The sequence below is a fragment of the Campylobacter helveticus genome, assembly GCF_002080395.1.
GTDB classification, from domain to species: Bacteria; Campylobacterota; Campylobacteria; order Campylobacterales; family Campylobacteraceae; genus Campylobacter_D; species Campylobacter_D helveticus.
Genome location: NZ_CP020478.1, coordinates 932,636 through 950,253 on the forward strand (window position 1 = coordinate 932,636; position 17,618 = coordinate 950,253).

18 protein-coding genes and 1 pseudogene are annotated in these 17,618 nt (G+C 32.2%); 8 read left to right on the forward strand and 11 right to left on the reverse strand.

The features are described from left to right. Position 1 precedes the first annotated feature (1 nt). The 6 genes from CHELV3228_RS04900 to CHELV3228_RS04925 are packed head-to-tail and all read right to left on the reverse strand — an operon-like array spanning position 2 to position 6,377. A complete protein-coding gene (locus tag CHELV3228_RS04900; RefSeq protein ID WP_370445642.1) occupies positions 2 to 817 on the reverse strand; it encodes a septal ring lytic transglycosylase RlpA family protein in 816 nt (271 codons plus the stop codon). Next, positions 795 to 1,913, reverse strand: a complete 1,119-nt coding sequence (locus tag CHELV3228_RS04905; RefSeq protein WP_082199801.1) for a lytic transglycosylase domain-containing protein — start codon at positions 1,911 to 1,913, stop codon at positions 795 to 797. The genes CHELV3228_RS04900 and CHELV3228_RS04905 overlap by 23 nt, the downstream gene beginning before the upstream one ends. Beyond that, positions 1,913 to 2,710 (reverse strand): TatD family hydrolase, encoded by a 798-nt coding sequence (locus CHELV3228_RS04910; protein WP_082199802.1) that lies wholly within the window; start codon positions 2,708 to 2,710, stop codon positions 1,913 to 1,915. Before CHELV3228_RS04910 ends, CHELV3228_RS04905 begins: the two co-directional genes overlap by 1 nt. Next, on the reverse strand, positions 2,701 to 3,942 hold the full coding sequence (gene cbrR / locus CHELV3228_RS04915; protein WP_171050441.1) for a bile resistance response regulator CbrR: 1,242 nt from the start codon (positions 3,940 to 3,942) through the stop codon (positions 2,701 to 2,703). The genes CHELV3228_RS04910 and cbrR overlap by 10 nt, the downstream gene beginning before the upstream one ends. Positions 3,943 to 3,990: 48 nt before the next feature. Further along, the gene (locus CHELV3228_RS04920) at positions 3,991 to 5,517 is read right to left on the reverse strand and encodes an AAA family ATPase (RefSeq protein WP_082199804.1); all 1,527 of its coding nucleotides are present in this window, start codon (positions 5,515 to 5,517) and stop codon (positions 3,991 to 3,993) included. Further along, complete coding sequence (locus CHELV3228_RS04925) at positions 5,517 to 6,377, reverse strand: NAD(+) kinase (protein WP_082199805.1); 861 nt, start codon at positions 6,375 to 6,377, stop codon at positions 5,517 to 5,519. The genes CHELV3228_RS04920 and CHELV3228_RS04925 overlap by 1 nt, the downstream gene beginning before the upstream one ends. A gap of 79 nt (positions 6,378 to 6,456) precedes the next feature. Between CHELV3228_RS04925 and aspS the strand changes: the two genes are divergently transcribed. The 4 genes from aspS to ppa all read left to right on the forward strand — a co-directional run bounded on the left by aspS (position 6,457) and on the right by ppa (position 9,794). Continuing rightward, positions 6,457 to 8,208 carry an aspartate--tRNA ligase gene (gene aspS, locus CHELV3228_RS04930; RefSeq protein ID WP_082199806.1) on the forward strand — a complete coding sequence of 584 codons (1,752 nt, stop codon included), beginning with the start codon at positions 6,457 to 6,459 and terminating at the stop codon, positions 8,206 to 8,208. After that, on the forward strand, positions 8,205 to 8,780 hold the full coding sequence (locus CHELV3228_RS04935; RefSeq protein ID WP_082199807.1) for an adenylate kinase: 576 nt from the start codon (positions 8,205 to 8,207) through the stop codon (positions 8,778 to 8,780). The genes aspS and CHELV3228_RS04935 overlap by 4 nt, the downstream gene beginning before the upstream one ends. A 207-nt stretch (positions 8,781 to 8,987) precedes the next feature. Further along, positions 8,988 to 9,263: a DUF4410 domain-containing protein gene (locus CHELV3228_RS04940; RefSeq protein WP_082199808.1), complete on the forward strand. Its 276-nt coding sequence runs from the start codon at positions 8,988 to 8,990 to the stop codon at positions 9,261 to 9,263. A 9-nt stretch (positions 9,264 to 9,272) separates the two neighbouring features. After that, complete coding sequence (ppa, locus tag CHELV3228_RS04945) at positions 9,273 to 9,794, forward strand: inorganic diphosphatase (RefSeq protein WP_082199809.1); 522 nt, start codon at positions 9,273 to 9,275, stop codon at positions 9,792 to 9,794. A 1,286-nt stretch (positions 9,795 to 11,080) separates the two neighbouring features. On the opposite strand, the pseudogene CHELV3228_RS04950 reads toward ppa, so the two are convergent. The 3 genes and pseudogenes from CHELV3228_RS04950 to CHELV3228_RS04960 form a co-directional block, all read right to left on the reverse strand. Continuing rightward, positions 11,081 to 11,320, reverse strand: a pseudogene (locus CHELV3228_RS04950) (type II toxin-antitoxin system RelE/ParE family toxin); the annotation flags it as partial. A gap of 28 nt (positions 11,321 to 11,348) precedes the next feature. Further along, a complete protein-coding gene (locus tag CHELV3228_RS04955) occupies positions 11,349 to 11,639 on the reverse strand; it encodes a hypothetical protein (RefSeq protein WP_082199810.1) in 291 nt (96 codons plus the stop codon). Positions 11,640 to 11,733: 94 nt separating this feature from the next. Beyond that, positions 11,734 to 12,675 carry a tyrosine-type recombinase/integrase gene (locus CHELV3228_RS04960; RefSeq protein WP_082199811.1) on the reverse strand — a complete coding sequence of 314 codons (942 nt, stop codon included), beginning with the start codon at positions 12,673 to 12,675 and terminating at the stop codon, positions 11,734 to 11,736. A 241-nt stretch (positions 12,676 to 12,916) separates the two neighbouring features. On the opposite strand from CHELV3228_RS04960, the gene CHELV3228_RS04965 reads away from it, so the two are divergent. From CHELV3228_RS04965 to CHELV3228_RS04980, 4 genes are all read left to right on the forward strand, one after another. Further along, positions 12,917 to 13,141: a mobilization protein gene (locus CHELV3228_RS04965; protein ID WP_082199579.1), complete on the forward strand. Its 225-nt coding sequence runs from the start codon at positions 12,917 to 12,919 to the stop codon at positions 13,139 to 13,141. Between the two features lie 71 nt (positions 13,142 to 13,212). Next, on the forward strand, positions 13,213 to 14,064 hold the full coding sequence (locus tag CHELV3228_RS04970; RefSeq protein ID WP_167562798.1) for a DUF6685 family protein: 852 nt from the start codon (positions 13,213 to 13,215) through the stop codon (positions 14,062 to 14,064). A 132-nt stretch (positions 14,065 to 14,196) separates the two neighbouring features. Next, a complete protein-coding gene (locus CHELV3228_RS04975) occupies positions 14,197 to 15,051 on the forward strand; it encodes an HmcD domain-containing protein (RefSeq protein WP_082199812.1) in 855 nt (284 codons plus the stop codon). Further along, the gene (locus CHELV3228_RS04980; RefSeq protein WP_082199813.1) at positions 15,036 to 15,629 is read left to right on the forward strand and encodes a cysteine peptidase family C39 domain-containing protein; all 594 of its coding nucleotides are present in this window, start codon (positions 15,036 to 15,038) and stop codon (positions 15,627 to 15,629) included. The genes CHELV3228_RS04975 and CHELV3228_RS04980 overlap by 16 nt, the downstream gene beginning before the upstream one ends. 42 nt (positions 15,630 to 15,671) lie before the next feature. Here the strand turns inward: CHELV3228_RS04980 and CHELV3228_RS04985 are convergent, their stop codons facing one another. After that, positions 15,672 to 16,967: a Cj0814 family flagellar-dependent secreted protein gene (locus CHELV3228_RS04985; protein ID WP_082199814.1), complete on the reverse strand. Its 1,296-nt coding sequence runs from the start codon at positions 16,965 to 16,967 to the stop codon at positions 15,672 to 15,674. Positions 16,968 to 17,074: 107 nt separating this feature from the next. Then, positions 17,075 to 17,518, reverse strand: coding sequence for a hypothetical protein (locus CHELV3228_RS04990; RefSeq protein WP_082199815.1), 444 nt, complete (start codon positions 17,516 to 17,518; stop codon positions 17,075 to 17,077). Positions 17,519 to 17,618 lie beyond the last annotated feature (100 nt).

The following is a 17,618-nucleotide window of genomic DNA, read 5'->3' on the forward strand; positions in this document are numbered from 1 at the left end:
TTCACTCTCTCACCACAAAAGCACCTGCAAAAGCTCCACTACTTGCGAAATCTCTCGCCTCTTCTTCACTTCTAAAGCCTGTTAAAAAGACGCGGTTTAGCCCATCAACAGAACTTGTGCGTATCGTTGAGCTATAACTTCTATAGGTTTTATATTTCGAGGCAGTTATTTCGGCACCAGAGCGGTTTTTAAACGCACCAATTTGCACCATAAAATTTCCTCCCTCATAAATTTGTCCTCCACCTGAAATAGCCCCGCCACTTCCATAATTTGTATTAGAATGCACGACTTCATTGCCAGAATTTTTATCGCCAAAACCTATCACTTCAAGTCTTACAGGTGCAGTTCCTGAATGTATCATATCAATTTGGGTCGCCGCACCTTTGGACAAATCGATAATTCTATTATGTGCAAAAGGACCGCGGTCATTGACACGAACTGTTACTTGGCGATTATTATTTAAATTTGTTACTTTTAAAATCGTATTCATCGGTAAGGTTTTATGTGCTGCGGTTAAGCCATTTTGATTATAAGTTTCGCCATTACTTGTTTTTTTGCCGTGAAAACCCGGTCCATACCAACTAGCAATCCCATCAGCAGTCTCACCCACTTCAACAACGGTTGGATAATAAGTTTTGCCATTGATGGTATAAGGCTTCATTGTGCCTTTAGAGCCAGATTTGGAAGGGTCGCTCTTAAAATCATTAGTTGGATAATAAACCTGAGCGTCCCCATTAAAATTTTCACTCAAATAGCTCGTAACCCCACATCCACTTAAAAGCAAAAGGCTTAAGCTAACGAGAACTGACCTGAGCATATGAGTCTTTAGTTTTTGCATTTTTCTTCTCCTTAATTGGTATAATGAGTTTTTGATTGATACTAAGATGATTTTTGCGAATTTTATTTAATTCTCTAATATCTTCCGCACTAATGTCATGCATTCTCGCGATTTTATAAAGCGAGTCGCCTGATTTAACGATGTAAGTTTTTGTCATAGGGATAGTTGTATCAACCTTTTCAAGTTTGACATTTTTAAAATTCTTTTCAAAAAAAGCAACTTTATTAAGTGGGATATACATATAATAACCTTTACCCGGTGGGGTAAAGCTGTGTCTAAATTGAGGATTATACTTTTTAAGCGTGCTTAAGCTAAGTCCAGCACCCTTAGCAATATCTTTAAGTGCCACAGATGAGGGGATATCAACCTTAACAAAATCATTACTCAAAGCGTAGTTCATCAAAGCGGGGTCTTTTTGTAATAAAAATTCCCTATCGCTCGCCAAAAAAGCAAGGGTTAAAATCTTGCGTATGAAATCCCTCGTCTCTAAGGAAAGATATTTTTTATCCGCATCAAGCAAAACACGCAAATCATCACTTCCAGCCTGCTTTATCGCTTTTCTTAACTTGCCATTACCACAATTATAAGCCAAAAGTGCCAAATACCACTTGCCAAATTCCTCTTTAAGCTCTTTAATATAAGCTGTGGCGGCGTGGGTAGATTTTACCAAATCGAGCCTTTCATCCACATAGGCATCAACCCTAAGCCCTAATTTTACAGCCGTTGGTTTCATAAACTGCCAAACACCAGCAGCCTTAGCGTTTGAAACGCTTCCCACTTTTAAACCAGACTCAACCATAGCAAGATACAAAAGCTCCTGCGGAACATCTTCTTGGGATAAGATCTTCCTTATCATAGGGGTAATTTTAGAGAAATTTTGTATAGAATTGACCAAAACACCCGCGTGTTTAGATTCTAATTCTTCTCTCACTTCTGCAAAAATCAAATCGCTCATAAAACTAGGCTCTATATCCAAATGCCTTAAAATTTGAACTTGCTTTTCATAATGTTCTGGTGCATAAGTTTGAGAAAAAACTGAAGTAAAAAATAATAAAAGTAAAAAAAATTTTTTCATCATTCTCCTTTAAAAAATAAATCTTTAGAATTCTTTAAACAAAGAGTCAAAAGCTCTTTTTTAGGTAAATTTAAAAGCTCACCCATCTTATCCGCAACAAAATGCGTTAAAAGAGGCTCATTTCTTCTTCCCCTAAAAGGCTCTGGGGTAAGATAGGGTGCGTCTGTTTCAATGAGTAATTTTTCTTTTGGAATTTCAGGTAAAATTTGGACTAAATTCTTTGCATTTTTGAAAGTTAAAACTCCCCCTATACCAAAATAAAACCCCTCATCAGCCAAACTTAACAAAAGCTTACTAGCATTAAAACAATGCAAAACACCACCACTAAGCTCTTTGGCGTGTTCTTTTAAAATGATATAGGTGTCTTCATTTGCCTCGCGAGTATGAATGATAATAGGCTTTTTAAATTCTTTTGCAAGTTGAATTTGAGCTAGAAAACAACGCTTTTGCAATGCTTTCTCCCCCTCATTTTCTAAACGAAAATAATCCAGCCCACACTCTCCCACAGCCACACATTTTTCATCTTTTAAATAGTGCCTTAAAATTTCTTCATCATAATTTTTTATCTCGTAAGGATGCACACCAGCTGAGAAAAAAATGTTTTCATAAGTATGAGCTATCTCACACGCCCTTGGCAAATCTTTAATATCGGCTGCTGGGATAATAATTTTTTCAATGCCATTATCAAAAGAATGTCTTAAAAGCTCATCTAAATCATCAAAATAACGCTCATCATCTAAATGACAATGCGTATCGATAATACGCCCCTCATCTTTAAATTCAAGGTTTAAGAACATACTTCTATTCTATCCTTGCCATTATTTTTTGCAGCACTTAAAGCCTTTGTAGCTTTCTCAACCAAATCATCAAGTTTAGCACCAGAATTTGCAAATACAACACCTATGGAAGCGGTAAAAAAAAGCTCATCTAAATTGATTAAAATACCTGCTTTTTTGATATTAACGCGTATGCGTGAAAGAATTTTTAAAGCCCTTTCTTGATTAATATTTTTAAGCAAAATTCCAAATTTATCCGCACTATAACGCCCCAAAACATCACGCCCTTTAGTTTCAGCAACCATCTCATCAGCACAAATTTTAATGATATTATCGCCCACTTCAAAGCCATATTCATCATTGATATTTTTTAACTCATCAATGTCCAAAAATGCAAATGCAAATTCTTGCTCCTGCGTAGCAATATCGTTAAGATAATCCTCCACCTCAGACCTAAAAGTATAATGGTCCTTAAGTCCTGAAATATGGTCTAAATTATTATAAGCTCTTATAAATTTCTTATCTTGCATATAGTTTAAAACTCTATCCAAACGACAATTAAAAAGCTCTTTGCATAAAGGCTTGATAAGATAATCATTTGCCCCATTTTTAAGCACTCTAGCTTCCATCACATTGTCTTTTTCTCCAAGCAAAACGACCGCCAAATCATCATCATTATAATTAGTCCTTACTTCAGTCAAAAGTTCTTCGCCATTTACCACAGGCATTTTCGCATCAGCGATAATTAATTTTGTATCATTATTATCCTCTAAATACTGCAACGCCTCCTCGCCGTGTGCGGCAGCTAAAACATTAAAAAGTCTTTGAGAAAGAAATTTCTTAATTTCGTTACGCTCAGGCAATTTTGCCATAGCTAAAATTACTTTCGTTTTGGCAAAATAACTTAGTGTAGAAATCGACTCTAAAATTTGCTCCACACAAGTATCACTCTCTTTAAAAATATAATCAAGGATATTTTTATGCATAAATTCTTCGCGCTTGTTTGTATCATTGCTAGCGGTTAGGACTATTGTTGGGATTTTCTCAGCGACAATATCGACTATTTCGCCGTTCATCGCATCAGGCAAACACAAATCTACAAAGCTTAAAAAATACTCATTATTAAGCATAGCTTTAGCCTCAGCCATAGTATGGACGACATCAACTTCATAATTTAAAGCACTTTGAATTTTTTTAGCTAAAAGCTTACTTAACATTTTATTATCATCTACAAGTAGAATTTTTCTCATCATTTTCCCTCTAAAATAAAACACGCAATTGTAGCAAACTTAAACCACAATTTAGCTTAACTCAAACAGAGTCTTTGCAAATTTCAAAGCCTCATCGCTAATTTTCTCCCCGCTTACCATTCTTGCTAATTCTTTAACCCTCTCTTCTTTTTCGAGTTTTTTAACCCTACTTTGAGCGCCATTTTTTTCGACCAAGAAATGATTATGTGCCTTAGAGGAAAGCTGCGGTAAATGCGAAATGGCAAAAATTTGATAAAAACGGCTTAATTCATCTAAAACCTTAGCGATACTCATCGCCTCTTTTCCGCTTAAATTTGCATCAATTTCATCTAAAAATATAATGCCCTGACCCGCGTTTAAAATTTTACTTTCTGTTGCGATAAAAGCAAGTCGCAGACGATTTAGCTCACCTGAACTAAGATTTTTAAGTTTTGTCTCACTCACACTAAGCTTAATTTCATCTTGTCCCAAAGAACTCATTTTTTCATTTTTCACACATTCAAGTTTCAAATTCCCCATATAAAGCTTTGCTAAATAATTATTTAAAAAGTCCTCCAAAGTGCTTAAATTTCTCACTCTAGCCTTGCTTAAAATTTGTGCCTCTTTTTCTAATTTTTCCTTCAAATTACGATTTAAAAGCTCCAGTTCTTTTTTTTCAAAACTCAAATTTTCATAATGGCTTAACTCTTTCTTTTTAAGCTCAAGAGTTTCTAAAGCCCCCTCAATACTCTCGTAACGCTTAATAAGATAGGATAAATCGCTAATGCGGTCTAGCAATTCCTCAATGTCAAAATCAAATTCGTCAAAATTTTGACTTTGTGCCACAATGCGAAGCTCATTAAAGCATTCGCTAAAAAAATTTGTATCCACCTCGCTTAAATTTAAAGCGTCCAAAACCGCTTTTTCATATTCAAAAATACCATTTGCCTTTGCCCAAGCCTCTTCGATTTTATCTTGTTTGGAAAGTCTTTTTTTAAGTTTTAATAATTCCTCATATTCACCCGGTTTTGGATTAATGCTAGAAATTTTTTCAATTTGTGCTAAAGCGACTTCTTTTAATTCTTCGACCCTTTTTTCTTCGTCTAAAATTTCACTTAATTTTAAAAAAGCCTCATTATAATCTTTAAAAGTCTGTATGAAATTCTCTTTTTCCTGTTTAAATTTAGGATTTTTGGCACATTCTAAAGCGTCTAAAAGCTCTAGGAATTTTTCATTACTAAATTCATTACTATCCTTCACGCTAAGATATTTCACGAAGGTTTTGCTAAGATTTTGCAAACTTTTTTTAGCAATGCTTTGATTATTAATGAAGTATTTTGTGCTTTTTTCCTTTAACATTTTAAAGACATTTTCCTCTTCAGCCTCTATACCAAAGCTTTCTAAATCAATCTTATCATCAAGCTCAAGCTCTACAAATTTCGCCTCACTTTCACAAAGTGCAAACGCTGCAAGTATCCCGCTAAAAAGCACAGATTTCCCAGCCCCACTTAAGCCACTAAAAACTGTTAAGCCCCCAGAAAGTTCTAAATTTGCCTCTTTAAAGCCTAAATTTTCTTTCATCAAAATGCGACTAATCATCAATTTCCCCAATTTAATTTTTCTTTTAAAATTTGAAAATAATCCCTATTTTTAGGGTGAATTAAACCTACGCCCTTATCGCTTAAACCCACTTTTATACTTTTAAACGCATCGACTTCATAATGCTCCTGTCCATCTACGCACAAAATACAATCTTTCGCCCTGACTTCAAGTTCAAATCCTCTTGGCAAAACAATGGGGCGTTGCGTTAAAGAGTGTGAGCAAACAGGTGTGAGTATAAAAACTTCCGCTAAAGTATAAACTATGGGACCATTCGCACTTAAATTATATGCGGTCGAGCCAGCGGGAGTCGCGATGATAAGCCCATCGCCAAAGTATTGATTAAAAATTTTACCCTTTCTAAATACCTCAATGGACACCATAGAGCTCATTTGTTTTCTAAAAAATACAACATCATTAAAGGCGTTTTTGTGTAAAATTTCACCCTCTTTAGTTTCGAGCATTAACTCAAGCATAAAAGGCATTTCAAGTCTAAAATTCCCCTCAAAAAATTCCTCAAAAAAATTTGCGGATTCTTGCAAAGAAAGGGTTGTTAAAAAACCAAGCTTACCCGCGTGAATTCCCAAAATCGCCTTTTCATACTCATAAGCTTTCCTACAAAGCGATATCAAAGTGCCATCTCCACCCAAAGAAATCACAAAATCACTACGCCTAAAAAGCTCATTAAGCTCAAATTTGGGTAAGTTTAAATTTTTAGAACTTTCTTTAAAAAGTAGAAGTTCAACGCCCTTTTGTTTTAAAATTTTTTCAAGACCTAAAATTTCTGTGTCTAAATTTGAATTTGGTCTTGAAACAAGTCCAATTTTTTTAACATTTTTATAATTAAATTTGTTTTGCATAAAAAAATTATAACAAAACTTAGCAAAGCAAAAGAATAAAGATATTATAATTCCACAAATTTTATTTTTAAGGAAAAGAATGCGTAGTCATTACAACACAAACTTAGATAAAAATAATATCGGCGAAGAGGTAAAGCTCTGCGGTTGGGTTAATAGCTACCGCGACCACGGAGGGGTGATTTTTATCGATTTAAGGGATAGAAGCGGACTTATCCAGCTCGTATGCGACCCAAAAGATAGTCAAAAAGCCCACGAAATAGCAACTAGGGTGAGAAATGAATTTGTCCTAATCGCACACGGAAAAGTGCGTTCAAGAGGCGAAGGACTCACAAATGATAAACTTAAAACGGGTGAAATTGAAGTGATAGTCAGTGAGCTAATCATAGAAAATGAAAGTGCTGTGCCACCTTTTGCCATAGGTGATGAAAGTGTCAATGAAGAACTTCGTTTAAAATACCGCTTTTTAGATTTAAGAAATCCACGCCTCTATGAAAATTTCGCTTTGCGTTCAAAGGCTTGTATTGCGGCTAGAAATTCTTTAGCCTCTATGGGCTTTTTGGAGGTGGAAACGCCTATTTTAACTAAGGCTACGCCTGAGGGTGCAAGGGACTATCTCGTGCCTTCTCGTGTGCATCAGGGCGAATTTTATGCCCTACCTCAAAGTCCGCAACTTTTCAAACAACTTTTAATGTGTGCGAATTTTGACCGCTATTTTCAAATCGCAAAATGCTTTAGAGATGAAGATTTAAGAGCAGATAGACAGCCTGAATTTACGCAAATTGATGTGGAGATGAGCTTTTGCAAACAAGAAGATGTGATGAAAGTAGCAGAAACTTTCTTAAAAGATATTTTTGCCGCTTGTGGTAAGCAAATCAAAACACCTTTTAGGCAGATGAGCTATAAAGAAGCTATGGAAAATTATGGCTCAGACAAGCCTGATTTAAGATTTGATTTAAAGCTCATTGATGTGATAGACATTTTTGCGAAGTCAAATAATGAAATTTTTGCAAACATCGCCAAAGATAGCCGCAAGAACCGCGTTAAAGCTCTAAGAGTGCCAAAAGGCGACACGCTATTTTCCAAAAGACAAATGCAAAGATTTGAAGAATTTGTGCGTAAATTTGGAGCGCAAGGACTGGCTTTCATACAGGTAAAAGAGGACGGACTAAAGGGACCGCTTTGTAAATTTTTTGACGAAGCGGATTTAAAAGAGCTTGAAAAAAGATGTGGTTTAGAAATAGGCGATGTCGTGTTTTTTGGTGCGGGAGTGAAAAAGGTCGTGCTTGATTATATGGGGCGTTTTAGACTTTTCTTAGCTGAGGAATTAAAGCTTTTAGACCCTAGCATTTTAGAATTTTTATGGGTTGTGGATTTCCCTATGTTTGAGAAAAATGACGATGGCTCTTATTCTGCTATGCACCATCCTTTCACTATGCCTAAAAACATAGACGAAGAAGATTTGGAAGAAATTTCTTCCATAGCCTATGATGTCGTTTTAAATGGCGTTGAGCTTGGCGGTGGAAGCATAAGAATTCATAAAAATGAAATTCAACAAAAAGTCTTTAAGCTTCTAAACATTAACGAGGAAGAGCAAAGAAATAAATTTGGCTTCTTGCTTGATGCTTTAAGCTTTGGTGCGCCACCGCACGGAGGCATAGCCATAGGGCTTGACAGGCTTATAATGCTAGTAAGCGGAGCGAATAGCATTAGGGAGGTCATAGCCTTTCCTAAAACACAAAGAGCGCAGTGCCTGATGACAGAAGCACCGAGCGTGGCAAGTAATGAAGCAATGAGAGAGCTAGGAATTAAATTAAGGGAGAAAGTAAAATGAAAGAATTGTTTTTAATCATAGGTGCGCCGGGCAGTGGTAAAACAACGGATGCGAGTTTAATAGCAAAGGCAGATGCTAATGTAACGCACTATTCCACAGGCGACTTGCTAAGAGAAGAAGTGGCAAGTGGAAGTGAGCTAGGTAAGACCATAGATAGCTTTATTTCTAAAGGGAATTTAGTGCCTTTGGAAGTGGTGATAAACACTATCGTTACGGCTTTAAAAAATGCCCCTACCAAAACCATCATCATAGACGGCTACCCAAGAAGCGTGGAGCAAATGATGGAATTTGACAAGGTTTTAGGTGAGCAAAATGAGGTTGTTTTAAAAGGCGTGATTGAAGTGCGTGTGAGCGAAGAAGTGGCTAAAGATAGAATTTTAGGTAGAAATCGTGGCGCTGATGACAACGAAGAAGTTTTTTATAATAGAATGAAAGTTTATATCGAGCCTTTGGAGGAAATTTTAAGCTTTTATCAAAAAAAGAAGCTTCATTTCATTATAGACGGCGAAAGGGCGATTGAACCTATCGTTGCCGATATGAAAAGCTTAATTGAAAAAATTCAAAATATTTAAACCATTTTAAAGGAGAAACAATGAAAAAACAAATTTTACTTCCACTACTCGTGGGGGGGGGCTTTAATCAGTGCTTGTAGCACAAGTCAAATTCACAATGTCCAAACTCAAGGAGAAATTCCAAAAGAATTTCTATATGCTAACGCAAAATGTGGCGAAAGCGAGGAAGAGCAGTATTTGCAAAAGCAAATCATTAATAGGCTCAAAATGAAAAATATTTATGGTAGAGACCTTAATATAAAATGTAAAATTTTGCATTATGATGAGGGAAATCGCTTTGCAAGATATATGGTAGGCTTTGGTGCGGGTGCTGCCACCACGACAATTAAAATAGAGCTGAAAAATCAGCAAAACGAAAAAATAGGCGAATTTGAAGTAACTGCCGAAATGTCAATGGGTGCTTTTGGTGGCTCTGCTCTTAACACCCTAGAAGAAAGTGCCACTAAAGTGGTTGATTATGTAGAGAAAAATTTTATTAAATAAGGAGAAAAAATGGATTTAAGTAAGATTAAGGTGGGAGATGTCCCAAATAAAATTAATGCCGTTATCGAAATTCCATATGGCTCAAGTGTAAAATATGAGCTTGATAAGGATAGTGGGGCGATTTTTGTCGATAGAGTAATGGCGAGTGCGATGTTTTACCCAGCAAATTATGGCTTTATCGCTAATACTTTGGCTGATGATGGCGACCCTGTGGATATTTTGGTTTTAAATGAATATCCTATCCAAGCGGGGGCGGTGATTCCTTGTCGTCTAATAGGCGTTTTGATAATGGAGGATGAAAGCGGAATGGATGAAAAGCTTTTAGCTGTGCCAGCAGATAAAATAGATGCGAGGTATAAAGACATCAAAAGCTACACAGACTTACCAGAGGCGACACTTAATAAAGTTAAAAATTTCTTTGAAACTTACAAAATTTTAGAGCCTAATAAGTGGGTTAAAGTGCAAGATTTTAAAGATATTGACGCTGCTGTGGAAATTTTAGAAAAAGCTATCAAAAACTATAAAGCTTAAACACTCTGGGAGGAATTTAACCCTCCCACCAATCTACAATACTTAAATAAATTTTATAAAAATATTTAAAAATAAGATATTGTCATCAAAATATCTTCTAAAGCCTTTAAAAATTTCATAAATAAGATAGGGGGAATTTAAGATGAACTTTGCAAAAAATCATTTCGTATATCATTATAGGATTTGTTTTGGCTACCATTCCAGCACTTATTGATTTATATCAACTCTTCAAAAAAATTAATTTTGATAAAATACATAAGTTATAATATTTTTTGGGCTGTATTATGTGGCTAAATTTTTTTCAAGGGATATCATCTATACCATTGTCAATAATATGCCAGATAGTTATAGTTACGCTATTAATATTTTTAATATTTAATTTTATTATGGTGTTAGCGTTTCTCGTAACATCGCTATTGTTGTTACTTTATGCGGCGTATGTATTGCTATGCTTACTTAAACTCTTATCCTTAAATTTTCTCAATTTTATCATTCAAAAAATCACTCATTGCATAATTGAAAAAACCCATTTTAAAAATGAATTTTATATTGGTTGTTTCGCACTTTTTGCCATTCTCATTGCTTATTCTTTGAATTTTTCAATAGTTATTGGCTATTTAAAATTATTTAATTTTGCTCCCAATATCATTCATATGAGTTCATACTACCAAAATAACGGCATTTGCTCAAATATTCCATCAAATGCCTACATTCACCTTTTGGGAGATAATAAGAACATCAATATCCCCATTTAATGAAAAATTTGTATTTAATTTAAAATATACGGAACACAAATTTGAAACTAGAAATTGCAATTAGTCAAACTAGCAAATATTTTAATTTATTTTATGGTGTCAATTTTTAAATGAAACCAAACATTGATTTTAAATCTTATTTAACTATGTGATAAATGTAGCATAGAATATATATATGGTGCGGTTAGCGAGATTTGAATAAATTAATATAACTTCCTGTATTTACATATAATTATTTTATATTTTTCATAAAGTCAATAGGTAGGTCAATAGACTTTTCGATAATTTCCCCACTTCACTTTCATTTACTTTTGCGTTTTAAATCTTTCACAGGACAAAAAATCAACATTTTTACAAACCATAAAGAAGCAAGGCGATTTTTTGAGATGATGAAAAACAAAAAGATAAGGAAAGGGTATAAATAAATTTAAACATTAGGGAAATAAAAGCTAACATTTTAAAAACTCTTAAGTTAAATTTGCTATCCCTTTTACCATTTCCACCCATCGAATCTTAAATCATTATCTTGCATTAATATTTTTTAAATAAATCTTGGTGTCTGCCTATGCGGTAATAATTAACTTCCCTATCATCTCTCTTGTAGATTATAACTAAATCGCCAAAAATATGGCACTCTCTAAAATTTTTCAAATCACCTTTTAGGGCGTGGTCTTTGTAACTTTGTGGTAAAATATCTAATATTGCTAAATCTTCAACACACTTTTTAATTGCCTTAATATCCCAATTTTGTTTTCTAACCAATTTTAAATCTTTAGCAAAACTATTTTAAAAAATTTGATTACGCATTTTCAGCTTCAATCTCTTTATCAACAGCTTCTAATAGTCTATCAAAGTTAGTATAAGGTGTTGGTTCGTCTTTTGCTAAAATTGCTTTAGTTTCCTTTGTTAGTTCTTCTTTTTTTATTTTTTTAGTGCTAAAAGAATTTCTTAGTTTTTTTTGCAAAAATTTAAAAAACTCTTCATTTTCTTTTAATTGCAAACTTAGTTTTTCCGCCCTTTTTTCTGCTAAAGAAAGTGCATAAACCAATTGTTTTGGAGTTGCATTTTCGTATTTTGCATAATCATACATTTTTATTCCTTTCTCTTTTTGTTTTATAGTTATAAAACAATCATATTAAATTCAGTCTTATTATTTTTTAAGTGATTTTAGCAAAAAATCAAACTCACCCCAAATTCCCCAAAGCCTTCCTAAGCATTTCATTATTTGCCTTAGCATAAATGGTTGTTGTTTGCATACTTGCGTGTCTTAGTATCTTTTGTATAACGACAAGATTGACATTTTGTGAGGTGAGTTTCATCGCTAAGATATGTCTTAAGAGGTGCAGACCTTTTTTATGAATTAAAGCCTTAGCATAAATTCTATTAATGATAATAAAAGCATTGCTCCTGTTTAAAAGTTTTCCATTATGCGTTTGCATAATATAATTACTCTCTTTCAAATACTCTTTAAAATAATCAAGCTCATCATCAATATAAGCTTTTTTAATATAAGCAAATTGTTCCTTGCCTCCCTTAGCAAGTATATTAATTTTTAGCATATCTTCTTCATCTTCATTAAAATCACACAAACGCACTTTTAAGCTTTCTGAAATTCTAAGCCCCGCATAAAGCACTAATTTAATAAGAAGTGCATTTCTAAAACTTGCATAATCTTCTTTTTGTATTTTTAGTCTTTCTATGGTATTTATAAGTCTTTGAATTTCATCATCACTTAAATGCTCAAGCTTTTCTTCTCTTTTTTCATTTCTTGTATTAAGTTTTGAAAAATTAAAAGAGAACTCAAACAAATCTTCATTATTTTCATTAATGAAGGTAAAAAAGCTAGTTATTGCCCTTAGATAAGTAAGTTTTGTTTTTTTAGAAAGCTTTTTATGATTTTTAGACCTTATTTCCAAATAACTTAAGAAATTTGAAATATAGGAAGTTTTTATTTCTTTAAACTGCATTTCATCACAAAACTCTAAAGAATATTCTCTAAATTCGTTTAAAACTCTTTTATAAAGTGAAATTGTATTCAAAGAATAATTTAAATCCTTAAAATGACAAAAATAAGCCTCAAGCCAAAAGTCTAAATCCTCTAAAAAATCGCCTCTTGTAAGCTTCATTTAAGTTTCCTTTTGTTTTGTATATCATAATAATATATTATGTTATATATTTAACCCTAACCTAAACCCAAAAAAGATAAATTTATGCCTTTATTGAGGTTTATGGATAAGTTATATATTATTATCATTATATCAAAAATATGCTAATAATATAAAATAATAAACAATTAACCTTTTTAAATTAAAAATAATTACTCTAATATGCTATAATATCCTCATAATTTCACAAAAAGGATAAAATATGAAAAATAATGCAGAGCTTTCAAATAAAAACGAAGAAAATATCATTTCAAAAAGAATTCTTTTTAATAAGAAAAGCTTAGAAATGATAAATATGATGTTACCCGCTTATAAAGATGAAATTGATGATAATTTAAAAGAAAGTGAAAAAATCTCTTTATTTATTAATCTTTGTGTAGAAAAAATGTTTAAAAAAGACTTTTTGGATAGGATTAAGGAATTTTAGGGGAAATCTAGATTTTTTTCCTATAAATATCAATTTAATGTATTGACACATTTTAGAAATAAGGTGCCACTTTGATAAATTTAAAAACATTATTGAATAAATGCTATGTCGAACTAGACAAATACCGCATTAAAAATGCTATTCTTGATTTATTTAAAGCAGAATTAAAAGAGTTAGATTACTGTTGGAGAGATAATGTTAATTGTTTTGGGTCTAACAATGATTTTAAATTATTACAATTTGACACAAATCCTTTAAAATGGAAAGATTTTATTGACTTAATCGACAGCTTAATCATAACGGATAATTGCAGAGAAGTTGATGATTTTGATTTGAGACTTGTAGATTCAATATCCAACTCAAAATCTAATAATGCTTTAAATTATTTTGCCAACATCAATTTAAGAAAAACAAATATAAAACCAAAAGATATACTTTATTTATTTGGTCGTAGTATTTTTGAAAGGGAAAAATGGGATTTAGAAACTTGTATCAATCATTTTCACGATGAGAAAATCCTAGAAATTTTTTATTATGAGTGGAGCAATTTATATGAGTGGTATAACAGTGATGGCTCTCACCATTTTGCAGTTGCGATGTATCATTTAAGAAACGAGAACCAAACATATAAAGCTAAAGTTAAAATAACCACAAAAAGAATAAATCAAAAAAACTTAAAAGAGCTTTTAGAAAAATATGATTTTTTTATGACTCATAAAAATAATGCCTATAAAGTTTATTCACTGTTTGAGCAAACATCAATAATGCAATACTATAATGTTTTTTCTTTGCACAATGAAGATTTTTGCTTACTAGTTTTTCAAAAACAACAAACTACAGATTTTATTATAAAAATTTTCAGCAAATTAGATTCAAAGTATTTCTTTCATTGGAACGAAGAATTGAAAAGATATATGAAATAAGATACTTAATAAACAACTTGCATTGCTCTCTTAAAAGATTATTAACAAATAGTTTTTATTTTTTATCACACTCTATTCTTAACTTGGAATATTTTTTGCTTAATTTCTATGCAATATTTCAAAAGGATTATAATGAAAAAATTTATTTTTATCTTGGCAGTTTTAAGTGGTTGTCTTTTTGCTAGTGATGAGTTAAATATCGATAGCTTGTTTAAAAAGCAAATAGGCTTAAGAAGTATTACAAGTTTATCCTTGCTTAGCACAGGAAATCCTCACTCTTATTACATTTATCCAAATATTGGAGTAAATGGGGATTTAAATGTTTGGAACGATACGAAACAACTTTATCTAAATCAAACTTTTATTTACACTTTAACTCCAAGTTTTGATTTGCTTGTTTCAGGCGGAGGAAACTATGCAAGACAAGAATATAATAATATTGTTTCAGGTGCTTATACGAGCAAAAATACTTTAAATTTTGATTCTTTATGGCTAGGTTTTATTTATACAGGAGAAAGCATTGCAGATTTTGTTCCGCAAATTAAATTTCAAACTGCTATTATCCAAAGAGAAAAAACAGTTTTACAAACTAAAAATTTTTACTTAAAGTCGCAAAATATAGAAGCAAATTTAAGAGGATATAGCGACCCTGTGGTATATAGTATTTATACAGGATTTGGTTACAATGCAGAAAGAAAATTTAAAATTGCTAAAATAGAGTATGGCAATAGTATTTACTTTGGTGGAAATTTATCTATAATTTTAAGCCCTAAAATCACTTTGGATTTAGGAGCAGAACAAAGATTTCAAACCGAACAAAAAATCAATGGTGTAAAAAATTCAGAAATCAGATCAATTCCTACAATTAGTGGTGGTTCCACTTATAGTATCAATCAAGATACAGCCGTTTCAGTTAATGCGAGTTTAGGTGGAAGCTCTGCTGCTCCTGATGCAATTTTTGGTATCAATCTATGGAAAAAATTCTAAAAATAGTATTAATAATGACTCTTTTGCCTTTATTCTTAAAGGCAGAATTTGTAGTTAAGTCTTACCAAGAAATTAAAAATGAAAAAGTTATAAGGCAAAACTATGAAGAATCTTGCGGTGCCGCTTCCTTAGCTACACTTATAAACATACTTGATGATAGCAATTTAACGGAATTAGATTTACTAAAAGCTATGAGCGGACAACAACTTTATACTGATATGGTAAGCTTTGCGGATTTAAATGACGCCGTTAAAAAGCTAGGCTTTCAAAGCAAATCCTATAAAATCGATAGAAAGATTTTAGAAAGCATTATATCTGTTCCTATTTTAGTGAAGATAGAAGACGACCCTCGTTTTCCACATTTTGTGGTAATTATCAATCATAAAGGAAATTATTTGCAAATATTTGACCCAAGCTATGGAGAATACATTAGCTCTAAAAGAGAATTTTATAGCGTTTGGGATAGATACAATAAAGGTGGATTTGCTTTAGTTGTTAATCCTAAAAAACAACTCAAAGATTACAAACTCAATCTACCCAAATCTTTAAATTTTGAAATAGAGCATTTTGGATTTTAATATCACAATTAAGTGATATTAATCCTTTATTTTAAGTCTTTTCTAAACCCTAGTTTGTCCTATAAGATTATTTAATCTATCCATTATAGATCCAACATAAGAATTTATACTTTCACTGCTTGCTTTCCAACCATTAGCTTTTGCTTGATTAAACTGATTATCAAACCAAGCTCCACCATAACCTATGCTTGTATTTTGCCAAGCAACTCCTTTTTCCATTGCATATATACTCGCATCAAGCCAGCCATCTTGTGCATAGCCTTTTAACAAACTTGCAAAATCAACTTTTCCTGTCATAATGTCGTCGAAATCTACATTAGAGTATTTTGGAATACTTTGTTTAGCAACATTGAGATTATAACTCATTGCTTGCGGTGCAATAGTTGTATTTTTTCCTGCAACCATATAACCACCTTCTGATTTTAAAAAACTCATAAACAAAGCTTCTTTAGGATAGCCTCCATCTTCATTTTGCGGATAAACTGACATATCGGGATTAAATCCACCTTCCATTAAAGCTCCTTGTGATAAACTTTGAGTTGATATATTTAATTTTTGTGGATAAAAATCAATACCCATCATTCCCATTTGTATTGCTTGAGCTTCATGAAATTCATCATCTGTTTTAAAAACATTAGTTACTTTTGCATTAGAATGATTAACTAGTCCTAATGCATTATAAGGATTGGATTGATCTGAAAAATCTAAACCTTTATAGCCAACAGAAATATAACCTTTAGGCATAGAATTTATATCTGCTTCAGTGAAACTTGTTTTATTGGTATCATTAAAAGTATGATTAACAATTTGATTGAATTGATTATAGTATTGTTTTATGGTATCAGCCATATCGATATTGGTAAAATAGCGAGAAATTCCTAGCTGTTCTTTTATGTCTTGATATTGTGCTTCATTAAAGTTATATATCTCATCTAAAGTAGATTTATGTATTTTAAAATCTTCAGGTAATCCCGCAGCTTTATTAAAATCACTTCCCATATAGCCATTTTTATCTACGCTGTAACCGTAAGCCATTTTAGTAGAGCTTATATTAGTTAAATCCGCCTGTTTATATTTTAGAGTATGAACGGTATTTTGAAATTCGCTAAATAAGCCATAGTTTGTGTCAAGAGTGGAATTTGAGCCACTATTTAAAACTTCACTTTTTATTAGAGTTTGTGAATTAGCACTTTGAATTTCATTTAATTTACTAGCATTTTGTTTTAAAAAAGCATTAGCAAAACTTATTTTAGAATTTTCTTTACTTTCTTTATTAGCTTTACTTTGTGAAAGTATAGAACCATAGTTTGAGTTATCGTTGATACTAAAGATACTCATATTAATCCCTTAATTTAGATTTTTTTGCCTTCAACCTAAATATATTTATATAAATAATATAAGCAAAATCTGTTCCACTTTGGAATAAAATGGAACAGAGAGAGTGGTTAGTATCTATTTTGGAATTGTCTTAAAATTTCATAAGCAGGACTTCCTGAATAAGCCCAAATGTTTGTGCCAACTTTCGATCCGCTTGTATAGTATTGTAAATAATAATCTTTTTGATTATTTACATAGCGGTATTTGGCTACGATTGTTGTCGAGCTTGAATAACCTAAAGAATTACTTACAATAGATGTTGAATTATATCTATCATCTCTAACTTCATATCCATAAGAACTTAGAGAACCTGCTAAATAATCGTAATTACTATTTCTAATAAACTGATACCCACCCTTAACCTCTTTCATCTCATCAAGGCTAAGGACTTTAACACCTGCACTATTATCACTAATTGCTCCATTACTGACTTTAGCAAGAATATCCTCTGCAAAAGCAGAACTTGACAATAAAGCACCTAAAGCTACAACACTCAATAGTTTTTTAAACATTTTAGCTCCTTTGTTTTAAAATGTAATATAATTCATTATTATCATAATAAATGCCCTAAATCAAATTTAATCAAAAATCTTTGAATTTCGAAATTGAACA

Coding starts and splice junctions, on each gene's coding strand:
- CHELV3228_RS04935 (WP_082199807.1), top strand. CDS start 8,205: ATGAAAGAATTGTTTTTAATCATAGGTGCGCCGGGCAGTGGTAAAACA.
- cbrR (WP_171050441.1), bottom strand. CDS start 3,942: ATGATGAGAAAAATTCTACTTGTAGATGATAATAAAATGTTAAGTAAG.
- CHELV3228_RS04955 (WP_082199810.1), bottom strand. CDS start 11,639: ATGTATGATTATGCAAAATACGAAAATGCAACTCCAAAACAATTGGTT.
- CHELV3228_RS04905 (WP_082199801.1), bottom strand. CDS start 1,913: ATGAAAAAATTTTTTTTACTTTTATTATTTTTTACTTCAGTTTTTTCT.
- ppa (WP_082199809.1), top strand. CDS start 9,273: ATGGATTTAAGTAAGATTAAGGTGGGAGATGTCCCAAATAAAATTAAT.
- CHELV3228_RS04900 (WP_370445642.1), bottom strand. CDS start 817: ATGCTCAGGTCAGTTCTCGTTAGCTTAAGCCTTTTGCTTTTAAGTGGA.
- CHELV3228_RS04920 (WP_082199804.1), bottom strand. CDS start 5,517: ATGATTAGTCGCATTTTGATGAAAGAAAATTTAGGCTTTAAAGAGGCA.
- CHELV3228_RS04960 (WP_082199811.1), bottom strand. CDS start 12,675: ATGAAGCTTACAAGAGGCGATTTTTTAGAGGATTTAGACTTTTGGCTT.
- CHELV3228_RS04985 (WP_082199814.1), bottom strand. CDS start 16,967: ATGAGTATCTTTAGTATCAACGATAACTCAAACTATGGTTCTATACTT.
- CHELV3228_RS04910 (WP_082199802.1), bottom strand. CDS start 2,710: ATGTTCTTAAACCTTGAATTTAAAGATGAGGGGCGTATTATCGATACG.
- CHELV3228_RS04940 (WP_082199808.1), top strand. CDS start 8,988: ATGAAAAATATTTATGGTAGAGACCTTAATATAAAATGTAAAATTTTG.
- aspS (WP_082199806.1), top strand. CDS start 6,457: ATGCGTAGTCATTACAACACAAACTTAGATAAAAATAATATCGGCGAA.
- CHELV3228_RS04990 (WP_082199815.1), bottom strand. CDS start 17,518: ATGTTTAAAAAACTATTGAGTGTTGTAGCTTTAGGTGCTTTATTGTCA.
- CHELV3228_RS04965 (WP_082199579.1), top strand. CDS start 12,917: ATGAAAAATAATGCAGAGCTTTCAAATAAAAACGAAGAAAATATCATT.
- CHELV3228_RS04980 (WP_082199813.1), top strand. CDS start 15,036: ATGGAAAAAATTCTAAAAATAGTATTAATAATGACTCTTTTGCCTTTA.
- CHELV3228_RS04975 (WP_082199812.1), top strand. CDS start 14,197: ATGAAAAAATTTATTTTTATCTTGGCAGTTTTAAGTGGTTGTCTTTTT.
- CHELV3228_RS04925 (WP_082199805.1), bottom strand. CDS start 6,377: ATGCAAAACAAATTTAATTATAAAAATGTTAAAAAAATTGGACTTGTT.